Annotated in this window: 25 protein-coding genes; 15 read left to right on the top strand and 10 right to left on the bottom strand. The window is 58.3% G+C overall.

Features of this window, described 5'->3' with window-relative positions; all coding sequences use genetic code 11:
* The first annotated feature begins 43 nt into the window (after window positions 1-43).
* The 3 genes from lpxA to gloA are packed head-to-tail and all read left to right on the top strand — an operon-like array spanning window position 44 to window position 2,172.
* Window positions 44-901: an acyl-ACP--UDP-N-acetylglucosamine O-acyltransferase gene (lpxA, locus tag QQM41_RS02635; RefSeq protein WP_050820354.1), complete on the top strand. Its 858-nt coding sequence runs from the start codon at window positions 44-46 to the stop codon at window positions 899-901.
* Entirely contained in the window at window positions 898-1,755 is an 858-nt protein-coding gene (locus QQM41_RS02630; protein WP_339077626.1) for a UDP-2,3-diacylglucosamine diphosphatase LpxI domain-containing protein, read from the top strand. The genes lpxA and QQM41_RS02630 overlap by 4 nt, the downstream gene beginning before the upstream one ends.
* Window positions 1,756-1,779: 24 nt before the next feature.
* The gene (gene gloA / locus QQM41_RS02625; protein ID WP_003622570.1) at window positions 1,780-2,172 is read left to right on the top strand and encodes a lactoylglutathione lyase; all 393 of its coding nucleotides are present in this window, start codon (window positions 1,780-1,782) and stop codon (window positions 2,170-2,172) included.
* Between the two features lie 7 nt (window positions 2,173-2,179).
* Here the strand turns inward: gloA and QQM41_RS02620 are convergent, their stop codons facing one another.
* Entirely contained in the window at window positions 2,180-2,608 is a 429-nt protein-coding gene (locus QQM41_RS02620) for a hypothetical protein (RefSeq protein ID WP_339077625.1), read from the bottom strand.
* A 121-nt stretch (window positions 2,609-2,729) separates the two neighbouring features.
* Here QQM41_RS02620 and rpmH point away from each other — a divergent pair, with 121 nt between their 5' ends.
* The 8 genes from rpmH to QQM41_RS02580 all read left to right on the top strand — a co-directional run bounded on the left by rpmH (window position 2,730) and on the right by QQM41_RS02580 (window position 9,589).
* Window positions 2,730-2,864 carry a 50S ribosomal protein L34 gene (rpmH, locus tag QQM41_RS02615; protein ID WP_003622574.1) on the top strand — a complete coding sequence of 45 codons (135 nt, stop codon included), beginning with the start codon at window positions 2,730-2,732 and terminating at the stop codon, window positions 2,862-2,864.
* A 23-nt stretch (window positions 2,865-2,887) separates the two neighbouring features.
* Window positions 2,888-3,268: a ribonuclease P protein component gene (gene rnpA, locus QQM41_RS02610; RefSeq protein ID WP_050793129.1), complete on the top strand. Its 381-nt coding sequence runs from the start codon at window positions 2,888-2,890 to the stop codon at window positions 3,266-3,268.
* A 122-nt stretch (window positions 3,269-3,390) separates the two neighbouring features.
* A complete protein-coding gene (yidC, locus tag QQM41_RS02605) occupies window positions 3,391-5,142 on the top strand; it encodes a membrane protein insertase YidC (RefSeq protein WP_339077623.1) in 1,752 nt (583 codons plus the stop codon).
* A complete protein-coding gene (yihA, locus tag QQM41_RS02600) occupies window positions 5,139-5,822 on the top strand; it encodes a ribosome biogenesis GTP-binding protein YihA/YsxC (RefSeq protein ID WP_003622581.1) in 684 nt (227 codons plus the stop codon). The genes yidC and yihA overlap by 4 nt, the downstream gene beginning before the upstream one ends.
* A gap of 31 nt (window positions 5,823-5,853) precedes the next feature.
* Window positions 5,854-6,771 carry an acetylglutamate kinase gene (argB, locus tag QQM41_RS02595; RefSeq protein WP_339077622.1) on the top strand — a complete coding sequence of 306 codons (918 nt, stop codon included), beginning with the start codon at window positions 5,854-5,856 and terminating at the stop codon, window positions 6,769-6,771.
* Window positions 6,772-6,906: 135 nt separating this feature from the next.
* Entirely contained in the window at window positions 6,907-7,755 is an 849-nt protein-coding gene (gene dapD, locus QQM41_RS02590) for a 2,3,4,5-tetrahydropyridine-2,6-dicarboxylate N-succinyltransferase (RefSeq protein WP_003622584.1), read from the top strand.
* A gap of 38 nt (window positions 7,756-7,793) precedes the next feature.
* On the top strand, window positions 7,794-8,969 hold the full coding sequence (dapE, locus tag QQM41_RS02585; protein WP_339077621.1) for a succinyl-diaminopimelate desuccinylase: 1,176 nt from the start codon (window positions 7,794-7,796) through the stop codon (window positions 8,967-8,969).
* The gene (locus tag QQM41_RS02580) at window positions 8,966-9,589 is read left to right on the top strand and encodes a hypothetical protein (protein ID WP_339077620.1); all 624 of its coding nucleotides are present in this window, start codon (window positions 8,966-8,968) and stop codon (window positions 9,587-9,589) included. The genes dapE and QQM41_RS02580 overlap by 4 nt, the downstream gene beginning before the upstream one ends.
* A gap of 24 nt (window positions 9,590-9,613) precedes the next feature.
* Here the strand turns inward: QQM41_RS02580 and truA are convergent, their stop codons facing one another.
* The 3 genes from truA to def are packed head-to-tail and all read right to left on the bottom strand — an operon-like array spanning window position 9,614 to window position 11,917.
* Window positions 9,614-10,402: a tRNA pseudouridine(38-40) synthase TruA gene (gene truA / locus QQM41_RS02575; RefSeq protein ID WP_050819404.1), complete on the bottom strand. Its 789-nt coding sequence runs from the start codon at window positions 10,400-10,402 to the stop codon at window positions 9,614-9,616.
* Window positions 10,399-11,337 carry a methionyl-tRNA formyltransferase gene (gene fmt, locus QQM41_RS02570; protein WP_339077619.1) on the bottom strand — a complete coding sequence of 313 codons (939 nt, stop codon included), beginning with the start codon at window positions 11,335-11,337 and terminating at the stop codon, window positions 10,399-10,401. Before fmt ends, truA begins: the two co-directional genes overlap by 4 nt.
* Window positions 11,338-11,356: 19 nt before the next feature.
* Window positions 11,357-11,917 carry a peptide deformylase gene (gene def / locus QQM41_RS02565; RefSeq protein ID WP_042788625.1) on the bottom strand — a complete coding sequence of 187 codons (561 nt, stop codon included), beginning with the start codon at window positions 11,915-11,917 and terminating at the stop codon, window positions 11,357-11,359.
* Window positions 11,918-12,155: 238 nt separating this feature from the next.
* On the opposite strand from def, the gene QQM41_RS02560 reads away from it, so the two are divergent.
* Both QQM41_RS02560 and QQM41_RS02555 read left to right on the top strand, forming a co-directional pair.
* Entirely contained in the window at window positions 12,156-12,665 is a 510-nt protein-coding gene (locus QQM41_RS02560) for an Hsp20 family protein (RefSeq protein WP_035362006.1), read from the top strand.
* Window positions 12,666-12,683: 18 nt separating this feature from the next.
* Window positions 12,684-12,950, top strand: a complete 267-nt coding sequence (locus QQM41_RS02555; protein WP_003622604.1) for a hypothetical protein — start codon at window positions 12,684-12,686, stop codon at window positions 12,948-12,950.
* Between the two features lie 92 nt (window positions 12,951-13,042).
* On the opposite strand, the gene hpf is transcribed toward QQM41_RS02555, so the two are convergent.
* Window positions 13,043-13,663, bottom strand: a complete 621-nt coding sequence (gene hpf / locus QQM41_RS02550; protein WP_003622606.1) for a ribosome hibernation-promoting factor, HPF/YfiA family — start codon at window positions 13,661-13,663, stop codon at window positions 13,043-13,045.
* 346 nt (window positions 13,664-14,009) lie between these two features.
* Here hpf and QQM41_RS02545 point away from each other — a divergent pair, with 346 nt between their 5' ends.
* Both QQM41_RS02545 and QQM41_RS02540 read left to right on the top strand, forming a co-directional pair.
* Window positions 14,010-14,312 (top strand): hypothetical protein, encoded by a 303-nt coding sequence (locus tag QQM41_RS02545; protein WP_050819407.1) that lies wholly within the window; start codon window positions 14,010-14,012, stop codon window positions 14,310-14,312.
* A 32-nt stretch (window positions 14,313-14,344) separates the two neighbouring features.
* Window positions 14,345-15,184, top strand: coding sequence for an MOSC N-terminal beta barrel domain-containing protein (locus QQM41_RS02540; RefSeq protein WP_339077618.1), 840 nt, complete (start codon window positions 14,345-14,347; stop codon window positions 15,182-15,184).
* Here the strand turns inward: QQM41_RS02540 and lptB are convergent.
* From lptB to QQM41_RS02515, 5 genes are read right to left on the bottom strand one after another with little or no spacing between them, the layout of a single operon-like run.
* Window positions 15,181-16,002, bottom strand: coding sequence for an LPS export ABC transporter ATP-binding protein (gene lptB, locus QQM41_RS02535; protein ID WP_128105020.1), 822 nt, complete (start codon window positions 16,000-16,002; stop codon window positions 15,181-15,183). The two genes, QQM41_RS02540 and lptB, sit on opposite strands and share 4 nt — an antisense overlap.
* Window positions 16,003-16,004: 2 nt before the next feature.
* Window positions 16,005-17,084, bottom strand: a complete 1,080-nt coding sequence (locus QQM41_RS02530) for an LptA/OstA family protein (RefSeq protein WP_339077617.1) — start codon at window positions 17,082-17,084, stop codon at window positions 16,005-16,007.
* A gap of 1 nt (window position 17,085) precedes the next feature.
* Window positions 17,086-17,823 carry an LPS export ABC transporter periplasmic protein LptC gene (gene lptC, locus QQM41_RS02525; RefSeq protein WP_050819409.1) on the bottom strand — a complete coding sequence of 246 codons (738 nt, stop codon included), beginning with the start codon at window positions 17,821-17,823 and terminating at the stop codon, window positions 17,086-17,088.
* Window positions 17,820-18,833 (bottom strand): SIS domain-containing protein, encoded by a 1,014-nt coding sequence (locus QQM41_RS02520; RefSeq protein ID WP_050819410.1) that lies wholly within the window; start codon window positions 18,831-18,833, stop codon window positions 17,820-17,822. The genes lptC and QQM41_RS02520 overlap by 4 nt, the downstream gene beginning before the upstream one ends.
* 48 nt (window positions 18,834-18,881) lie before the next feature.
* The gene (locus QQM41_RS02515) at window positions 18,882-19,535 is read right to left on the bottom strand and encodes a ribonuclease D (protein ID WP_050819411.1); all 654 of its coding nucleotides are present in this window, start codon (window positions 19,533-19,535) and stop codon (window positions 18,882-18,884) included.
* Window positions 19,536-19,635: the final 100 nt, after the last annotated feature.

Raw genomic sequence — 19,635 nt, 5'->3', positions numbered from 1 at the left:
GATCTGCCCGGCCAACGGTGAACGGAAATAAGGAACTGAATTGGTGCACGCTGCAGAGGAAGCCAGATCAACCGTTGTCCACCCAACGGCTCTTGTTGCTCCCGGTGCGCGGCTTGGGCAGGGGGTGGTTATCGGCCCTTGGTGTTCTGTCGGGCCAGATGTCACGATTGAAGACGGGGTTGAGCTGATCTCTCATGTGGTGGTCGATGGCCACACGCGTCTGGGGGCGGGTTCACGCTATTTTCCGTTTTGCACCGTGGGCATGGCCCCGCAGGATCTAAAATATAAAGGTGAGCCAACCCGGTGCGAGATCGGGGCTGGCACGGTGGTGCGTGAACACGTTACCATCCATCGTGGCACAGCCACGGGCTCTGGCTTAACCAAGGTTGGCCAGAATGTGCTGATCATGGCCAACGCCCACGTGGCGCATGATTGCGTGCTGGGTGACCGCGTTATTATCGTGAATAACGTGGTGATGGGTGGGCATGTCACCATTGAGGACGATGCCCGTATTATGGGTTCTGCCGCCATCCATCAGTTTGTCCGCATCGGGCATGCTGCCCTTGTAGGCGGTGTGGCTGGGGTGGAAGCCGATGTTATTCCTTACGGCAGTGTGCTGGGCAACCGTGCGCGGCTGATTGGCCTGCATTGGATCTGGCTGCGCCGCAATGGCGTGCAGTCTGATGAAATCCACCGCATGCGCAAGGCATTCCTTACGCTGTACCCCAAAAATGGTTGTGCGGAAGATCCGTTCTCTGTGCGTCTGGAGCGGGTGCGTACAGAGTTTGGTGATAATCCACGTGTGCGTGAAATTCTGGACTTTATAGATGCTCCAAGCCGGCGAGGCCTTGTGCGCCCCGCACGGCAGGATCTGGAGCGCGCAGAAACCGAGGGCGCGTGAGCACTCCTTCTGCTGTTGGTATTCTTGCAGGCGGCGGCCCTCTGCCGGGCAGAGTGGCAGAAGCGGCCGTCGCAGCAGGGCGCCCCGTATTTATTCTCGGGTTTGAAGGTTTTGCCGAACCCGATGTGATAGGCCCTTGGCCGCACGAATTTGTTCGGCTGGGTGCAGCCGGACGCATGCTCTCCCTTTTGAAGCAACACAACTGTTCGGATCTGGTTCTTATCGGGCCAATCCGCCGGCCTTCCTTGCGCAATTTGCGGCCAGATGCCGAGGGTGCGCGCATTATGGCGCGTTTAGGGCGTGCTCTGTTTGCAGGGGATGATGGCCTGCTGGGTGCCCTTGTGCGTCTTTTGGGTGAGGAAGGGTTTCACATTCGTGGGGCGCATGAATTTCTCACGCAGGCTGTAGCGCAACCGGGCGTGCTGGGGCGCGTGCAGCCAGATGCGCAGGCACAGGCCGATATTCAGCGTGGCATAACCGTGGTGCAGGCGCTGGGGCGGCTGGACATAGGGCAGGGCTGCGTGGTGCAAAATGGCGTGGTGCTGACGGTGGAAGCCATGGAAGGCACAGACCGCATGCTGGCCCGCGCAGGAGAATGCAGGCAGCCGGGTGAAGGCGGCGTTCTGGTAAAAATGCTCAAGCCGGGGCAGGAAAAACGGGCAGACATGCCCACAATAGGGCCTGTAACGGTGCAGAATGCTCATGCAGCAGGCCTGCGCGGCATTGCGTTTGAGGCCGCCCACACGCTGCTGACAGACAGGCAGCGCTGTATAGAGGAAGCAGACCGGCTAGGCTTGTTTCTTCTGGCTTTTGATCCTGTTGAAAGTGCAGGAACAAGCACACAGCCTGCCTGATACTTCAAAATAGGGAGCAAACAGATGGCTAGTTTTCTGCACACCATGGTGCGGGTTCGCAATCTGGAAAAAAGTCTGGCGTTTTATAAGCTGCTGGGCATGCACGAACTCCGCCGGCGCGAGGTGCCGGAAGGGCGTTATACGCTGGTGTTTATTGGCTATGCAGATAACGCCGCCGGGCAGGCTGAAATTGAGCTGACCTACAACTGGGGCGAAGATGACGGCTATGAGCTGGGCACCGGGTTTGGCCATTTTGCCGTAGGTGTGCCCAATGTGGCGGAAATGGTTGCGCGCGTGCGGGCCGGTGGTGGCAAGGTAACGCGGGAAGCCGGGCCAGTAAAATTTGGCACCACCGTGATTGCCTTTGTTGAAGACCCTGATGGCTATAAGGTCGAGTTGATCGAACGCGCTGAATAAAGGCTGTTCAGCTTTGCGGGCGCTGCTTGAGGCGTGCCGTCAGGCGGTCTAGCGAATCATTAATGGTTTTGGCGGCCTTCTGCACCGCTGGGTCGGCAGACGTATCAAGTTGCTCTGCTGCCAGCATGGCGGGGGAGACAATGCCCCGAATATCATGCCGCAGTTTGGAATCCGCTGTGGGGGCAGGCGCCTGAGGTGCTGCTACCGGAGCAGGCGTAGCTGTATGATGAGGCTGAAGCTTGATGCCCAGCCATGCGCCCAAAGCTGCGGCGCACATAATGGGCCCTAATGCTGCGGGGAAAGAGAGCCCCAGCACTCCGGCCAGCACAGCACCCGCTACAGGCAGGCAGAAAATAACGGCTGCGGCACGGATAGGAAAGGGCATGTTGTTCATGTTTTTCTCCATCTTGCGGGGGATTCTGCCGCAAGGCTGCATTCACGACTCTACGGTATAGATTGACGGTTCCTTATCTGAACTCTATAAGCCGCAGCTTCAAGAGGCGTGGTCTTTAACAGGCCACCGGATAACCGTATTCAAATAGTAAGGGAGTGCCGCCATGAAGCGCACTTATCAACCGTCCCGGCTGGTTCGCAAGCGTCGTCACGGGTTCCGCGCGCGTATGGCAACCGTTGGTGGCCGCAAGATCATTGGCAACCGTCGTTCCAAAGGCCGTAAGCGCCTTTCCGCGTAAGAACTGCCCGGCAGTCCGGCTTGATGGACGGGCCTGCAGCGCAGGAGCAGCCAGCGGCGGAATCTGCAAGATCTCTGCGGCTTAAAAAGAGGAAGCAATTCCTCTTTCTGGCTTCTCGCGGGCGTAAAGCGCCTGTGCCGGGGCTTGTTTTGCAGCTTTTCCGGCGTCCGGATACGGATGTCGCGCGTGTGGGCTTTACGGTTACCAAAAAGGTCGGCAACTCCGTGGTGCGTAACCGCGTGCGCCGCAGGTTGCGCGAAGTTGTGCGTATTGTAGAAGCCGATACGCCGCTAAACGGTCTGGACCTTGTTCTTATAGGCCGTAGCGCCACCATAAATCGCCCATTTGTGGCGCTGGTGGCTGATTTCCGTAAAGCATTAGCGTTGTGCCAGCGGGATTCCTGATATCCTGCCTTGCATTCGTGTGCGTCCTGCGCTGGAACCTGTATGCCGTTTAAGACTCCGGGTTTTTTACGGGTGTTAAGTTTTCCAATTTGTATGTGCAGGGGGCCGCAAGGCCGGAGCTTATGGATTCAAAACGTCTGATACTGGCAACAGCGCTGTCAGCTCTGGTACTTATCGGGTATGACTATCTTTTCCCGCAGCATCAGCCCGTGCCACCGCCGCAGCCGGGTGTGCATGCGGTAGCGCCTCCGGCACCGGCTTCTTCTGGTGCGGCTGCTCCGGCTGAAAGCGCGCAGGCAGAAGCCGCAGCCCCCATAAAGGATGGCCCGGAAGCCCGTGTGGCCATTAACGCCCCCGCCGTGCAGGGCACGCTTAACCTGCGTGGCGCACGGCTGGATGATCTGGTGCTCAAGCATTATCGGGAAACCGTAAAGCCAGATAGCCCGGATGTGCGTGTTCTCAACTCTGCTTCCACCCATGCAGATTATGTAGATTTCGGCTGGCGTGCGCCGTCCGATGTTTCTGTGCGTCTGCCAGATGCCAACACATTGTGGAAAGCCTCTGGCAACCAGATGGATGCCGAACACCCGCTTACCCTTTCTTGGGATAACGGGCAGGGGCTGACCTTTGATATCCGCCTGTCGGTGGATCAGAACTACATGTTCACCATCAGCCAGCAGGTGCACAACAGCACCGGGCAGGCTGTGGTGCTGTATCCTTTCTACCGGGTAAACCGTGGCTACACGCCGGAAGAAACCGGCGGCATGCTGGTGCATGAAGGCCCGATCTCGGTGATTGATGGCCGCCTGAACGAAGGTTCCTACAAAACGGTGCGCACCGGTGGCGTGCCGCCAGACAACATTGCATGGAGCCATCAGGGCACCGGCGGTTGGGCTGGCATTACAGACAAATACTGGCTGATGGCCGTGCTGCCAGACCAGAACGCCAACGTAATTGGTACCTATGGTTTTCAGGCGGCGCAAGGCACGTATCAGGTTGGCTTTACGGCTACGGCACCTGTGCAGGTGGCTGCGGGGCAGACAGCCTCTACCGAGGCCCACGTGTTTGCGGGTGCCAAGGAAGTGCGGCTGCTTGAGCAGTATGAAAAAGACCTGCACGTGCCCATGTTCTGGAAAGCAGTGGACTTTGGCTGGCTTTCCTTCCTCACCCGTCCCGTGTTCTTTGTGCTGGACTGGCTGAACGAACATCTGGGCAGCTTTGGTCTGGCCCTGCTAACGTTTACCGTGATTGTGAAGGTGGCCTTCCTGCCGCTCACCATCAAGCAGATGCGCATGACATGGAAAACAGCGCGCCTGAAGCCGCAGGTGGACCTGATCCGCTCTCGCCTGAAGGATGACCCGATGGCCATGCAGCAGCAGATTATGGCGCTGTATCGGCAGGAAAACGTCAATCTGTTCGGGGGCTTTCTGCCGCTGCTTATTCAGGCGCCTGTGTTCTGGTGCTTGTATAAGGATCTGTATGTCACCATCGAAATGCGGCACGCACCGTTTGTGGGCTGGGTGAAGGATCTTTCTGCACCAGACCCCACCAACCTGTTCAATCTGTTTGGCCTTGTGCCGTTTGATCCCACGCACATCACGCCGTTTCTGGCGCTGGGCGCTTGGCCGATCATGTATGGTGCCACGCTGTTCCTGATGCAGAAGGTTAGCTCCAGCTCTGCCAACATGGACCCATCACAGCAGAAGGTGATGATGTTCATTCCGCTGCTGTTCACGTTCTTCATGGCGCGGCAGCCGGTCGGGCTGGTGATTTATTACTGCTGGAGCAACATCCTTACGGCTGTGCAGCAGGTTATCATCATCTCCCGTCTGAAAGCGGCAGATGCCAAACCCCAACTGGTTAAGCCCAAATGACAGATGATGCCGCATCCTCTTTCCGAGAACTAAAGGATGAAGCCCGTATTGCCGCCGCCCTGGAAGAGGGGCGGCGGCTTTTTGCGGGTTCATGCGAATTTGTGTTTGGCGCACAAAAGCTGGGGCAACTGCCGCCGCAAACCCTGCCGGAAATTGCGTTTGCCGGGCGCTCCAATGTGGGCAAGTCCAGCTTGGTGAACGCGCTTACGGGCCGCAAAACGCTGGCGCGGGCCTCTTCCGAGCCGGGGCGCACCAAGCAGCTCAACTTCTTCAATCTGGCAGACCGGCTGATGCTGGTGGATATGCCGGGTTATGGCTACGCAAAGGCTGCCAAATCCGTAAAGGAAGATTGGCAGGATATGATGTTTGATTACCTGCGCGGTCGGCCAAGTTTGCAGCGTGTTGTGCTGCTGCTGGATGCGCGGGTGGAAATGAAGGCGCATGATCTGGAAGTGATGGACCTGCTGGATAAGGCAGCCGTCAGCTTTCAGGTGGTGCTGACCAAGTGCGATAGCGTTAAACCCGGCCCGCTGGCACGCAAGCAGGCAGAAGTTGAAGCGGAAATTCGCCGCCACCCCGCGGCTTTTCCCTACCTGTCCTTAACAAGCAGCCAGACAGGTGAAGGTATTGAGGGCTTGCGGGCGGAACTGGCAGAATTTGCCCTGCCCAAGGCGCCATGATCTGATTGATGACAAGCAGGAAGTGCAGAGCATGACAGAACCACGGGTTCCTTCTTCCCATTCCCATCATGATGCGGCGCAGGAAGCCGCCATTCTGGCCGGAGCCCTGCCGTATCTGCGCCGCTATGCGGGGGATACCATTGTGGTCAAGTATGGTGGCCACGCCATGGGCAATGCAGATCTGGCCAAAACCTTTGGGCGGGATATTGCGCTGCTTAAGCTGGTGGGCATCAATCCGGTGGTGGTGCATGGCGGCGGCCCGCAGATTAACCGGATGCTCAAGCGGCTGGAAATTCCCTCCACCTTTATAGATGGCCTGCGCGTAACAGACGCCAATATGGTGGATGTTATCGAGATGGTTCTGGCTGGTTCCGTGAACAAGGAAGTGGCGGAGCTTATCAGCCGTGAAGGCGCGCTGGCTGTTGGTATTTCCGGCAAGGACGGTAAAATGATTACCGCCCGCAAGCTGCAACGCACCGTGCGGGATACGGAAAGCCAGATTGAACGCGTGCTGGATCTGGGCTTTGTGGGCGAACCCGTAAAGGTGGACCCGCGCGTGATTTATGCACTCTCCGGTTCCGGCCTTATTCCGGTTATTGCGCCGGTAGGTTTTGGGGAAGATGGCGCCACCTATAACATCAATGCCGATACGGCTGCCGGTGCTGTAGCTGGTGCAGTGCATGCCACGCGCCTGCTAATGCTGACAGACGTGCCCGGCGTGCTGGATGCCGATGGTAAGCTGATACCTGAACTCACAGCCGCGCAGGCCATGCAGGCTATTGAGGATGGTGTGATTACCGGCGGTATGATCCCCAAAGTGGAAACCTGCATTCAGGCCGTGCAGGCTGGTGCGCGTGCAGCCGTGATTATTGATGGCCGTATGCCTCATGCCTGCTTGCTGGAACTGTTTACGGCATCTGGCTCCGGCACCATGATCCGGGCGGAATAACGCCGCGGTTGCCAGCCATTTTCCGGGGTGCCATGCGTTGACACGCCGCGTGTGTGTCCGCATGGTCGCTCTGTATTTTTCTGCCGGGGCTGTGGTGCAGGCCCGGTGTTTGTCCATCCTGTCTGACGGTGTGTTATGACCAACGAAACCTTGCGCGCGCATATTGAAGCCCTGTGGGAAAAGCGGGACCAGATTTCCTCCGCTACAACGGGGGAAGACCGCAAAGCCATTGAAACGGCTCTGGAAGCTCTTGATTCTGGCGCGCTGCGTGTGGCCGAACCCAAGGAAGATGGCTGGCAGGTGAATGAATGGCTGAAAAAAGCTGTTCTGCTTTCCTTCCGTCTGAATGATAGCGTGGCCATTCCCGGTGGCGCAGCTGGTGCCCCGGCTTATGATAAAGTGCCGCTGAAGTTTGCTGGCTGGGATCAGGCCCGTTTTGATAAGGCTGGCTTCCGCGTGGTGCCGGGCGCTGTTGTGCGTCGCTCTGCCTTTATTGCCCCCGGTGCTGTGCTGATGCCCAGCTTTGTAAACGTGGGCGCCCGCGTAGATAGCGGCACCATGGTGGACACATGGGCCACTGTTGGTAGCTGTGCCCAGATTGGCAAGAACTGCCATATCAGCGGTGGCGCAGGTATTGGTGGCGTTCTGGAACCGCTGCAGGCTGCCCCGGTGATTATTGAAGATAACTGCTTCATTGGCGCACGTTCCGAAGTGGCAGAAGGCGTGATTGTGGAGCGTGGCTCCGTGCTGTCCATGGGTGTGTTCCTTGGCGCTTCCACCAAGATTGTGGACCGTGCAACGGGTGAAATCTACATGGGCCGCGTTCCGGCTTATTCCGTTGTTGTGCCGGGCACCATGCCGTCTTCCAAGCCGGTTGGCCCGGATGGTCGCCCCAATCCTGCTCTGGCTTGCGCCGTGATTGTGAAGCGGGTGGACGAACGCACACGTTCCAAAACCTCCATTAACGATCTGCTGCGTGACTGATCAGGCAGACTAAAAGCGAAAAAAAGAGGCAGAAAAGCATGGCGGACGCAGCGCAGGTGAATATTCCGGCCAATCTGGCACTGACAGATCCGGTTGGAGTGGCGCAGGCGCTTATCCGTCTGCCTTCTGTCTCGCCAGATCCCGGCGCATCACAGCATCTGCTTGCAGCCATGCTGGAGCGCCTGGGGTTTGAGGTGACGCATCTTCCCTTTGGTGAAGGCGCGGAGCGCACGCCCAATTTCTTTGCCCGCCTGGGCACGGGCGGCCCCCATATCTGCTACGCGGGCCATACCGATGTGGTGCCGCCGGGGAACGAGGCCGATTGGTCTCACCCCCCATATGCGGCGGATATTGTAGATGGCGTGCTGTATGGCCGTGGCGCGTGTGACATGAAGGGCGGCATTGCGGCTTTTGTGTCTGCCGTAGCGCGGCATGTGGCGGCTGGGCCGGGCAAAGGCTCCATCAGTTTTCTGATCACCGGGGATGAAGAAGGCCCCGCCACCTACGGCACGGTAAAGGTGCTGGAATGGATGGCGCAGCACAATCAGATCCCGGATTACTGTCTGGTAGGTGAACCCACCAACCCCAAGGTGTTGGGCGAGATGGTGAAGGTTGGCCGCCGTGGCAGCTTAAACGCGCATATTGTGGTGGAAGGTACGCAGGGCCATGTGGCCTATCCCCACCGGGCAGATAACCCGGTGCATCGCCTGCTGGCGGTGCTGGAGGCTTTGCGCGCCACACCGCTGGATAACGGCACCGAGTATTTTGAACCCTCCAGCCTTCAGGTTACCAGTGTGGATGTGGGCAATGGGGCTACAAACGTCATTCCCGCACGGGCCGAAGCGCGGCTGAACATTCGGTTTAATGATCTGCACACAGGGGCCGCGCTAAAGGGGTGGGTAGAAACCATTTGCCGCCAGCATGCCCCGCGTTCACGCGTGGAAATCAAGATAAGTGGCGAATCTTTCCTTACGTCCCCCACGCAGGAAACCACGGCCCTTGTAGAGGCTATCAAGCAGGTTACGGGCCGCACGCCTAAGTTGGATACCGGGGGCGGCACATCGGATGCGCGCTTTATCAGCCGGTATTGTGCGGTTTCTGAATTCGGGCTGGTGGGCGCGAGTATTCATAAAGTTGATGAACACACGGATGTTGCGGATCTGGAAATGCTGACACGGATCTATCAGACTTTTCTGGAAGGAGCGCAGGCATGATTCCCGATACCAGCAAGCCCGGTGTAATCCGGCGTACATTGCAGGGCATGTTGCTGCTGGCCAGTGGGCGCCGAGATGGCATGGCGTGTTTTGATAGCACGCTGGATGCCTTTGGCGCAGCACTTGCGCCGCAGTTGGCGTTTTTGGTGGTCGGGCTGATGCAGGTTTTCCTCCAGACCGACAAGATCATGGCGCTTATCAAGGTTCTGCTTTCCTTGTGTGTCACCTTGCTGCCTGCCGTTGTCTCTCATTTTTACGCCCAGCGATGGGGGCGTGGCGTGCTGTGGCTGCGCTACATTACGGCCGCCACATGGTGCAACTGGGTGGTAGTGCTGATTTCTCTGGCGGCCACGCTCATGGCGGCTCTGCTGTTTCCCGCCATTGCACAACAGCCGGGCTTTATGGCCGCGTTGGTAATGACGGCTGCCATATATGAACTCTGGCTGCAATGGTTTGTGGCCCGTGTGGGCTTAAACATTAGCGGTGGGCGTGCCTTTGTGCTGTATGCCTCTGTGCTGCTGGCCACACTGGCGCTGTATGGTTTGGCCGCACTGCTGCCGCCCCATTACAAGGTGCTGACTGATCTGCTTCAGCCCATGATTGTGATGAACAATTCCTAAAGAAAGTTTTGTGCCAGACCCGTTTTAGTCAAACGGGTCTGGATCATACCCCACGCCGTTTAGGTAAAGCCCCTCTGGCGGGGCGGTAGGGCCTGCGGCGCAGCGGTTGCGGGCTTCCAGCGCATCTGCAACGCGTTCTGGCTGCCACGCCCCAATTCCCACAAGTTTAAGCGTGCCCACCATGTTCCGCACCTGATGGTGCAAAAAGGAACGGGCCTTGGCAAAAACAATTACCTCATCCCCGTGGCGGGAAACTTCCAGCTGATCCAGCGTGCGCAGAGGGCTGTGGGCCTGGCAGGCCACGGCACGGAAAGATGTGAAATCATGCGAGCCCACCAGAATATTGGCCGCTTCCTGCATTTTTTCCACATCCAGCGTGCTTTTAACGTGCCACACCTGCCCAGCCAGCAAGGTGGGGCGCGAGCGACGGTTGAGAATACGATACTGGTATGAGCGCCATATGGCAGAAAAACGTGCGCTCCAGTCTGTATCAACCTGCGCGGCATCCAGCACCACCACGTTGTGGGGTTTGAGGTGATAGCTCAGTCCCTCCCGCACAGAATGGCGCGAGAAACGCACATCAGCAGGAAAATCCAGATGCGCTACCTGTGCCAGCGCATGCACGCCGGAATCCGTGCGCCCGGCGGTAATGCTGCTTACGGGGCGGTTGTTGGCCAGCCGTGCAGCAGCCTCTTCCAGCAAAGACTGAACGGAAACACCGGATTTCTGGCGCTGCCAGCCCACAAGGCCGGTGCCATCGTATTCCAGTTTCACGGCCCAACGCTGAACGGGGGCGAGTTCTTCTTCCATCATGCGGGGTTTTGCTGCTTGGCCCCTAAAAGCGTGCCAGCGGCCAATGGCTGGCCACGCAAAAAGGCATCGGCATCCATCATGCCGCGCCCCGGTTTTTGCAGGCGGGTGAGGCGCACAGCACCGCTGCCACAGGCAATGGTGAGGGCATCATCCAGCACTGTGCCGGGTTGGGCGGTGTGTTTGGCATCGGGCAGCGGGGTGGCTGCGCCAATTTTCAGCACCGTGCCATCGGGCAGGGTGGTAAAGGTGCCGGGCCATGGGGTGAGCGCGCGAATCTGGCGGTCTATTTCCGTGGCGGTTTTGGCCCAGTCTATGCGCCCATCTTCACGCGTGAGACGCGGGGCGTAGGTAACGCCTTCTTCCGGCTGCGGAGTGGGTGTGGGCATATCGGCCAGCACACGCAACGCCATATCTGCCCCCAATGCGCTAAGGGCATCATGCAGGCTGGTGGCCGTTGTGCTGGCGGTAATGGGCACGGCTTCACGCAGCAGCATGGGGCCTGTATCCAGCCCGGCTTCCATCTGCATGATGGTCACGCCGCTTTGCGTATCTCCGGCCAGAATGGCGCTCTGGATGGGGGAGGCACCGCGCCAGCGTGGCAGCAGGCTGGCATGAATGTTCAGGCAGCCAAGGCGTGGGGCATCCAGCATGGGTTGGGGCAAAATAAGCCCATAGGCGGCCACAATGGCGGCATCTGCCTGTAGTGCTGCAAAATCTGCCCATTCGAGCTCATTTTTACGGAGCGAGAGCGGATGGCGCACCAGCAGCCCCAGTTCTTCCGCCGCCTGTTGCACGGGGGAAGCCTGAAGCTTTTTGCCGCGTCCTGCGGGGCGCGGGGGCTGACAGTACACAGCCACAATTTCGTGCCCCGCAGCATGGAGCGCACGCAGCGCCGGAACGGAAAAGTCCGGCGTGCCCATAAAGACAAGACGCATGGTTGGCGGCCCCTCAGGCTTATTTACGCTTCAGTTCCTTGGCCAGCCGGCGCAGGATCATGTTGCGGCGCAGGGCGGAAAGGTGATCTACAAACAGCACGCCTTCCAGATGGTCTATTTCATGCTGGATGCAGGTGGCCAGCAGGCCTTCGGCTTCGCGCTCCACCACATCACCATTCACGTTGTTCCAGCGCACGCGAATCTTTTCCGGGCGCACCACTTCTGCATACTGGTTGGGCAGGGAGAGGCAGCCTTCTTCCCGCACGGCCATGTCTTCGGTTTCGGCAATCACTTCGGGGTTGATCATGACAATCGGGTCCCGCGCGTCTTTTTCTCCCAGATCAACCAGAATAAAGCGCTGGCTCAGGCCCACCTGCGGTGCTGCAAGCCCAATGCCGGGGGCCTGATACATGGCCGAGAACATGTTGGGCAGAATCTTGCGAATGTCTGCCACGTCCTCCGGCTTCACCAGCCGCGCCTTCTGGCGCAGCACGGGGTGCGGCGGCGTAAGGATCTGAAGGGGTGCTGCGCCATCCGATGCAGCAGAAAAAGAGATGTCTGTATTGGCTGCGTGTGTCATACTGCGGGATGTAGCGTTCCGCCGCGCCTGATGCCAGAGAAAAACACAGGGAAAATCTGCCTCTGGCCTTAAAACCTGTTGCCTGTGCGCCACAGTGTGTTGTCCAATACCCCCATATGGCCGAATACAGGCATGGGGGCGGGGTTGCGTGTCAGCGGGCCTATCCCATATCGTGATAAGATCAGATGCCGTAACGGATCTGATTTTTCTGTCTCGCTCAAGGAAGGAGGAGGCTTGGATGTCTGGAAGACTGTTTGGCTCACCCATGTTTTTAGGGTTTGATCATCTTGAGCAGATGCTCGAACGCGCCAGCAAGGGATCGGGCGATGGATATCCGCCCTATAACATTGAGCAGATTGCCCCCAACGGCCTGCGGATCACTTTGGCCGTAGCAGGCTTTAAAATGGATGACTTGCAGATTACGCAGGAAGATAATCAGCTTGTTATTCGTGGCCGGCAGATGGAAGACGGAGAAGAACGCGTTTTTCTGCACCGGGGCATTGCCTCCCGCCAGTTTCAGAAAGCCTTTGTGCTGGCGGAAGGGATAGAAATTGGCGGGGCGTGGCTGGATAACGGTCTGTTGCATATAGACCTGTTCCGCCCCCAGCCGGAGGTGCGTGTCAAACGCATTGAAATTGTGCAGGGTGGGCAAAAAAATGGCCGCGCGCCTGCTGCCGGTAATGGCAGCGTGCTGAAAGCCCGCTCATCGCGCATGCTGCGCCCAGTGATGGACGTGGATGAAAGCTGACCCAATAAGGAGGACGCCATGAAAAGTTCCATCTACAACGGTAGCGCCCCCGTTATGCCGCATGCGGCTGAACGCCCAGCAAATGTTCGCCAGCTTTCAGAAAGCCAGTTCCGCTCCCTTGGGCTGCGGGAGGTTGCCTATACGCGCCCGGCGCTGATGGAAGATGATGAAATTGGTTGCGCCATTTACGCGGCGGACGGGTCTTTGCTGGCGGTAGTGGAAGATCTTGAAACCGCATGGGGCGCTATTGTGCAGAATGATATGATCCCCGCCAGCTTGCAGTAATAGCAGCGGCGCAAGGGTCATTCAGCTTTGCCAGACAGAGAAAAAGGATCGGCCAGAGCCGATCCTTTTTTTATGCGTATCACGCTATTGGCTTAGCGTGGGTTGGTATCAATCCACCCGATATTGCCATCATTGCGCCGGTAAACCAGGCTGACCTGCTCATTGGCTGCGTTGCGGAACAGCAGGAAGGAAATGCCTGCCAGATCAAGCCGCATCACGGCCTCACCCACGCTGAGTACGGGAATATCCGTGGGCTGTTCGGCAATAATGGCGGCAAAGGTTTCTGTATCCGTGCCCTCTGGCTGGGTGGCCAGCACGGGTTTTTCCGCACTGTTTTCAGAGGGTAGCGGGTCTTCATTAAGCGGTTGCAGCACATAGGTGCGGCCACTTTGGGCGGCTGCCTGCCGCTGCGCACCACGCGCATGGGATGTAACGCGGCGGTTATACCGGCGCAGGCGTTTGGCAATATGTTCGGCGGCATCATCAAATGCGCCATTGGCATCTGCGGCTTCGCCTTCACCGCGCAACACAAGGCCGCTGCCTGTGCGCACATTGATATCGCAGGTAAAGAACGAACGCGCCTTGCTAAATGTCACCTGTGCTTGCAGGGCTTTGTCAAAATATCGTTCCGCTAGGTTGCCAAGGTGGGAATTGACCCGGTGCTTGAGAGCATCGGACAGATCAATTTGTTTACCTGAAACCTGAATATGCATAGAACGTCGTTCCTTGCTGCTAAGTGGCAGAATCTCCAGATCTGAATAAACACCGGTGCCATACCAGAACCGGGTTTTTTCAGGTTCAACTGGCTAGCCTTGTTACGTTACGCGAAGTGTCTGTAACGCTTCCTTCATATTTGGGCATGGGTGGCGGTTGGTGTCCATGCCTTTGTTTCAAATATAATGCAGGGCTGGGCCTCCCGGTTGCATGGCTGTGTAAAAAGCGCTCAGCAGGCTTGCAGTGGGCAAACAGGCGTGCCTAACAATAAACATTAAAGCCAGAATGGTACGGGGCAGCCTGTCTGCCGAAACGATGTTTTTCTGACAGGAGAGTATATTTTCCATGCTGCTGCGCTCTGCTCCGCCGGTTGAAATGCCTAAAATGCCACGTGGGCAGATGGTGCGTGTTAAGCTGGGCTGTATGGCTGGGCTTGGCCTGCTGTATGGCGCATTTGTCTGGCATCTGGCGCATGAAAAAATAGCTCCACGGCCTAACCCGGCAGCACGTGTTGCTATCCGGTTTATCAAGGTGCCCATGGTGCTTCCGCCTGCGCCGCCACCTGTTGAGCCTGTGCTTGTGCAGCCTGCGCCAGTTTCGTTCCCGCCACCAAAACTGGTGCTGCGCCATGCGGGGCATCGCCGTTAGAAATTAGTCTTCATCTGTCGGGAGTATGCCGCATGACAGGCCTAAGCGTTGCCAGCGTGCATGTTTACCCCGTTAAGGGGTTGCGAGGGCTTTCTCCCACCCAAGCCAGATTATGGCCGTGGGGGCTGGAGGCAGACCGGCGGTGGATGATTACAGACCCACAGGGCCGATTTATAACCCAAAGAACCTGCCGGGATATGGCGCTAATAAATGCTGTGCCCACGCAAGAAGGGCTGGAACTGGGCAAGGCCAATATGCCCCCGTGTTCCGTACGGTTTCCTGATACCAACGCGCCCATGCGCTCTGTGACTGTATGGAAAGACATAGTGCAGGCGCGGGATGCGGGAGAAGATGCGGCTAATTGGTTAACCGAGGTCTTGGCACAGCCATGCAGGCTGGTGTGGATGGATACACCCCAGCAAGCGCGCCTGCGCCATTTGGATCAGGCAGATGTTCCAGTTTCCTTTGCAGATGGATACCCGCTGCTGGTGGCCACTACGGCATCTTTGGCGGATTTGAACGCGTGTTTGCCAGTGGGGCAGGCTGTGCCTATGGCGCGGTTTCGGCCCAATATTGTGGTGCAGGGCGCTACACCGTGGGCCGAGGATAGCTGGCTGCGCATACGTGTTGGCGCGGCTGTTTTGCGTATTCTGGCCCCGTGTTCGCGCTGTGTGGTGACAACCATTGATCAGACCACAGCAGAAGTACCCAACCCCAAGGAGCCTCTGGCCACGTTGGCAGCCTTCCACCGCACGCCCAAAGGGGTGATGTTTGCGCAAAACGCTAGAGTGGAGCAGCCCGGCACAATAGAGGTAGGCGCACCAGTAACCGTATTGGACTGCGGGCCATCCAACCTGCTGGCAGAAGCCTAGAGCGAGAAGCTTTCACCCAGATACACGCGGCGCACATCTTCATGGGCCACAATTTCTTCTGGCACGCCCTGCATCAGCACCTGACCGCTGTGCATGATATAGGCGCGGTCAATCACTTCCAGCGTTTCACGCACGTTATGGTCTGTAATCAGCACGCCGATGCCGCGATCTTTAAGGTGAGACACCAGATCACGAATTTCCCCCACGGCAATGGGGTCAATCCCGGCCAGAGGTTCATCCAGCAGAATATAATGGGGCTGGCTGGCCAGTGCGCGGGCAATTTCCAGACGGCGGCGTTCACCCCCTGAAAGGGCAAGGGAGGGGGAGCGGCGCAAATGGCTGATGCCAAACTCGCTCAGCAGCCCATCCAGCATCACCTGCCGTTGGTCGGGGTCTGGTTCCACCACTTCCAAAGCGGCCAGAATGTTCTGCTCCACATTCAGGCCACGGAAAATGCTGGCTTCCTGCGGCAGGTAACCAATGCCAAGCCGTGCGCGCCTATACATGGGCAACTGCGTAATATCCGCACCATCCAGCGTAATGGAGCCGGTATCGGGCTGCACAAGGCCCACAATCATATAAAAGCTGGTGGTTTTACCCGCACCGTTTGGCCCCAACAGGCCAACGGCTTCCCCCCGGTGCACCTCGATGGAAACGTTTTTCACCACCTCGCGCTTTTTATAGCTTTTGCCAATGCCGCGTGCGTACAGGCCGTGGCCGGGGCGATGCGGGGCATGAATATCAGTCGGTTCCGGGCCTAGGCCCACCACTTCTTCACGAACCGTTTCTTCCGACGTCCAGGTGACTTCCTGATTCATGCTTATTTCCTGTCCGACGTATCGCCGTTATTGGGCACAACCAACCCGCTTACCCGGCTGCCGGGGCGTTCTGTCATGGTGGCTATGCCTGTGTGCATGTTAATAATGGCGGCAGCGCCCTGAATCTGGTTTGGCCCACGGGTGATATGGACATTGCCAACAATGCGGGCAATGCCGGTATCAGGCACGTACACCCCGCGTTCCCCCGTGACGATTTCTGTTTGCGTGTGCACCCACACATGGCCAAAGGCATTTACCTTTTCCAGCTTGCCCGAACCACTGCTGAGCGGGTCTGAACTGCTGCTGTTATTATTGGCCTGCTGCTGTGGCTGGGCGTTCTGATCCGGCGGGGCGCTGTAGCCCACCAGCACATCTGCCCGGATCTGGCGCTGATCATTGGTGGTGACGGTGGCGTTGCCACGCCCGATGGAAATACGCTGCTGCGAGTAATATTCCATCGAATCCCGCGCTGTCAGCACATCTTGCGGGGTGGTCAGCTTCATGGCCTTGCCGGTCATGACAAGCACGGCCTGATCCATGTCGTACACCGCTTTATCACCCCAAGCCTGATCGGTCTGGGTGAAGATATGCACGTGGCCTATGGCTTCAAGCCGGAAGATTTCATTGGCGCCGGAATCCTGATCATCCCCTCCGGCGGCCTTCTGGCCGCCTGCATCTGCGCTGCCATTGGGGGCGGGGGCTGGAGGCGGCTGATCCGTGCTGGCCGGAGGTGTGGCCGGTGTGGTGCCGTTGGCGGCCGGGGCCTGCACGCTTGCCGGTTTTGTACCATCTGGCGCGCCGGGTGCGGGGGCTTTTTTGCGGTAATAGGCAATCAGCTTATCTGCCGTAACCGTAACATCCCCACGGATGGCTTTTGCCTGATCGTAGGCGGTAACTTTTTTCTGGTTCTGGTCCCAGTCAAACCCACCGGCGGCGGTAACGGTAATCTGCCCCCCGTGGGACATATCAATGGCTTGCGCCAGTGCTGTGCCAGAAAGGGCCAGCATGGCACATGGCAGCGCCGCCATAACGGCAGAGGCAACACGCAAAGTAGGGCGGGAGCGGGAAAAAAGGCGGCGCATATCAGGAAGCCTTGCCTTTGGGGGCTGAATCACTGTGGCGGTCATCATTCAGAATCAACTGGCCGGGGCCGCGGAACTGGGCAATGCCCTCATGCTGGGCCAGCAGATAGCCCTTGGCATCAAGCGAGCCAAAAGGCCCTTCTGCCCGCACCCATGAATCGGAGGCAATAATGCCCCGTTTGACATCAATATCGGCTACGGGGCTGTGCATCATCAGGCCATCATCGCGGTACAGGGTGACTTCTCCGGTCAGGTCGAGAATCTGTGCGTGCTGCATGTAAACGCCTTTTTCCGATTCAACCAAAAGCCAGCTTCCGCCCTGTGTCAGCAAATCGGCCTTGGGGTGTATCAGATCCATCCGGTTGTCATTTACCTGATGCGCGCTGTCTGCTGTAATCATGAACGGGCGGTTGTGTTCATCCACCCCGCGATACGTGGCGCCTATCAGGTTGCCGCTTTCAATCTTAACCTTGGCCAGTTCCTTAATGGTGGTCTGGTTGGCGCTTAGCAGCCGGTCTACTTCTGGCCATACGGCAATGGTGGCCAGCAGCAGCAGGGCCGTGGCAGGCAGCACCCATTTGGCCCAGCGCAGCATGGTGCGGCGGCGTGCCAGCTTGGCGGCATCCGGCAGTTTGCGCAACTGGGCGGAGGGCGCAAGCCGTTCACGCTGGCGGCGGATGGTTTCTTCCGAGCGGGCAAAATCGGCCCGTTGCGGGCGTTTGTCTTCCGGGCTGGTCATCCAACCCCGGCTCGGATCAGGTCATGCACATGTACAACGCCTAAGGGTTTGCGCTCATCATCCAACACAAACAGGGATGTAATGGGCCTTTTGCGCTCGTTCATCAGCCGCAGGGCTTCAGAAGCAAAAATACCCGGCCCTATGGTGAGCGGTGAATCGTTCATGACATCTTTCGCCAGCGTGGTCGTCAGGTCGTGATCAAGCGCGCGGCGCAGGTCACCATCCGTGATCAGCCCCGCCAAGGTACCATTCTCGCCCAGAATGGCCACGCATCCTAGCGCCTTGTGCGTCATTTCCACAATAACGTCCCGCATGGGGGTATTGGGGGTGGCCAGTGGCATGGCGTTATCTGTGCGCATCAGCTCCCGCACGGTGCGCAGGCGCGCGCCAAGGCGGCCGCCGGGGTGGTAGGTGCCAAAATCTGTGGCGGTAAAACCGCGCTGGCGCAGCAGGGCCACGGCCAAGGCATCACCAAACGCAAGCTGGGTGAGGGTGCTGGTGGTGGGGGCTAGCCCCATGGGGCAGGATTCCGGCAAAGATGGCAGCGTAAGCGCCACTGTGGCCGCAGAAGCCAAGGTGGAATGGGCACGGCTTGTTACAGCCAAAAGCGGCAGGCCCGTGCGGCGGGCATGGGCGGCAATGTCTCCCAGTTCCGTGGTTTCCCCGGAATTGGAAAAAGCCAGAACGGCATCACCTTTCTGCACCATCCCCAGATCACCGTGGGATGCCTCTGCCGGGTGCACAAATACGGCGGGCGTGCCGGTGCTGGCCAGCGTGGCCTGCACCTTGCGGGCAATATGGCCGGATTTGCCAATGCCGGTTACAACCACACGGCCCGGCAGCGCCAGAATAATTTCGACTGCCTCGGCAAAGGCACCGCCCAACCCTACGGGGTTTTCCAGCGCCTCTGCCAGCGCATCCAGCCCTGCACGTTCTGTGCGCACAACGTCAGCCGCCTCTACGCCGGGAAAAGAGGAAGCCTGCGAGCTGATATGGGTGGACATGTTCATGCCGAGCCGATCCGGTTGATCAGAAAAAGATAATGCGAAGGCGCGAGCTTACGCGCGGTGAGAGAAAATATCCGGGTCTTCATACCCAAGCAGATCAAGCCGGGCGCGGGCGGGCAGGAAGTCATAGCATGCCTGTGCCAGTTCACGCCGGCCTTCACGCTCCAGCAGGGCGGACATTTTATCCCACAATGCGTGCAGATACAGCACATCAGATGCCGCATAAGCCAACTGTTCGGGCTTGAGTTCCAGCGCACCCCAGTCTGATGTCTGCTGCTGTTTGCTCAGTTCCACACCCAGCATGTCGCGGCACAGGGCGGCAAGGCCGTGGCGGTCTGTAAAGGTGCGCACAAGGCGGGCGGCAATTTTGGTGCACACCACCGGGCTTACGGTAATACCCAGCGCGTGCTGCAGAATAGCCACGTCAAACCGTGCAAAATGCATGATCTTGGTAATGGAAGGATCGGCCAGCACACGCTTGAGGTTGGGGCAATCATACCCTTTGCCACCAAGGGAGGTAGGGATGATCTGTACCAGATGTGCCGTGCCATCACCGGCAGAAAGCTGCACAAGGCATAGTCTGTCCCGGTGCGGGTTCAGGCCCATTGTTTCCGTATCCACGGCCACGGACCCACTAAAGGTCACGTTGTCTGGAAGATCGTTCCGGTGCAGTGTAATGGCACCTTCGGATGGGGCAGAGGTCATAACCCGCTCCTGCATGTTCTGTTGCTGTATGCTGTTGTGTTCCAGACCGATACAGCCGGCGTGATGGAATGTCCATTCCTGCGCGTTGTGTATGGCGCTG

The sequence above is a fragment of the Acetobacter sp. AC2005 genome (assembly GCF_037901235.1).
GTDB classification, from domain to species: Bacteria; Pseudomonadota; Alphaproteobacteria; order Acetobacterales; family Acetobacteraceae; genus Acetobacter; species Acetobacter oryzoeni.
Note: the sequence above shows the minus strand (reverse complement) of the source record. Positions and strands in the feature narration are given on the sequence as shown.

Coding starts and splice junctions, on each gene's coding strand:
- rnpA (WP_050793129.1), top strand. CDS start 2,888: ATGGACGGGCCTGCAGCGCAGGAGCAGCCAGCGGCGGAATCTGCAAGA.
- QQM41_RS02530 (WP_339077617.1), bottom strand. CDS start 17,084: ATGCGCCGCCTTTTTTCCCGCTCCCGCCCTACTTTGCGTGTTGCCTCT.
- def (WP_042788625.1), bottom strand. CDS start 11,917: ATGACACACGCAGCCAATACAGACATCTCTTTTTCTGCTGCATCGGAT.
- truA (WP_050819404.1), bottom strand. CDS start 10,402: ATGATGGAAGAAGAACTCGCCCCCGTTCAGCGTTGGGCCGTGAAACTG.
- rpmH (WP_003622574.1), top strand. CDS start 2,730: ATGAAGCGCACTTATCAACCGTCCCGGCTGGTTCGCAAGCGTCGTCAC.
- QQM41_RS02515 (WP_050819411.1), bottom strand. CDS start 19,535: ATGACCTCTGCCCCATCCGAAGGTGCCATTACACTGCACCGGAACGAT.
- argB (WP_339077622.1), top strand. CDS start 5,854: ATGACAGAACCACGGGTTCCTTCTTCCCATTCCCATCATGATGCGGCG.
- QQM41_RS02520 (WP_050819410.1), bottom strand. CDS start 18,833: ATGAACATGTCCACCCATATCAGCTCGCAGGCTTCCTCTTTTCCCGGC.
- QQM41_RS02540 (WP_339077618.1), top strand. CDS start 14,345: ATGACAGGCCTAAGCGTTGCCAGCGTGCATGTTTACCCCGTTAAGGGG.
- dapE (WP_339077621.1), top strand. CDS start 7,794: ATGGCGGACGCAGCGCAGGTGAATATTCCGGCCAATCTGGCACTGACA.
- QQM41_RS02555 (WP_003622604.1), top strand. CDS start 12,684: ATGAAAAGTTCCATCTACAACGGTAGCGCCCCCGTTATGCCGCATGCG.
- lptC (WP_050819409.1), bottom strand. CDS start 17,823: ATGACCAGCCCGGAAGACAAACGCCCGCAACGGGCCGATTTTGCCCGC.
- QQM41_RS02580 (WP_339077620.1), top strand. CDS start 8,966: ATGATTCCCGATACCAGCAAGCCCGGTGTAATCCGGCGTACATTGCAG.
- dapD (WP_003622584.1), top strand. CDS start 6,907: ATGACCAACGAAACCTTGCGCGCGCATATTGAAGCCCTGTGGGAAAAG.
- yihA (WP_003622581.1), top strand. CDS start 5,139: ATGACAGATGATGCCGCATCCTCTTTCCGAGAACTAAAGGATGAAGCC.
- hpf (WP_003622606.1), bottom strand. CDS start 13,663: ATGCATATTCAGGTTTCAGGTAAACAAATTGATCTGTCCGATGCTCTC.
- QQM41_RS02560 (WP_035362006.1), top strand. CDS start 12,156: ATGTCTGGAAGACTGTTTGGCTCACCCATGTTTTTAGGGTTTGATCAT.
- fmt (WP_339077619.1), bottom strand. CDS start 11,337: ATGCGTCTTGTCTTTATGGGCACGCCGGACTTTTCCGTTCCGGCGCTG.
- gloA (WP_003622570.1), top strand. CDS start 1,780: ATGGCTAGTTTTCTGCACACCATGGTGCGGGTTCGCAATCTGGAAAAA.
- QQM41_RS02545 (WP_050819407.1), top strand. CDS start 14,010: ATGCTGCTGCGCTCTGCTCCGCCGGTTGAAATGCCTAAAATGCCACGT.
- yidC (WP_339077623.1), top strand. CDS start 3,391: ATGGATTCAAAACGTCTGATACTGGCAACAGCGCTGTCAGCTCTGGTA.
- QQM41_RS02620 (WP_339077625.1), bottom strand. CDS start 2,608: ATGCAGCCTTGCGGCAGAATCCCCCGCAAGATGGAGAAAAACATGAAC.
- lptB (WP_128105020.1), bottom strand. CDS start 16,002: ATGAATCAGGAAGTCACCTGGACGTCGGAAGAAACGGTTCGTGAAGAA.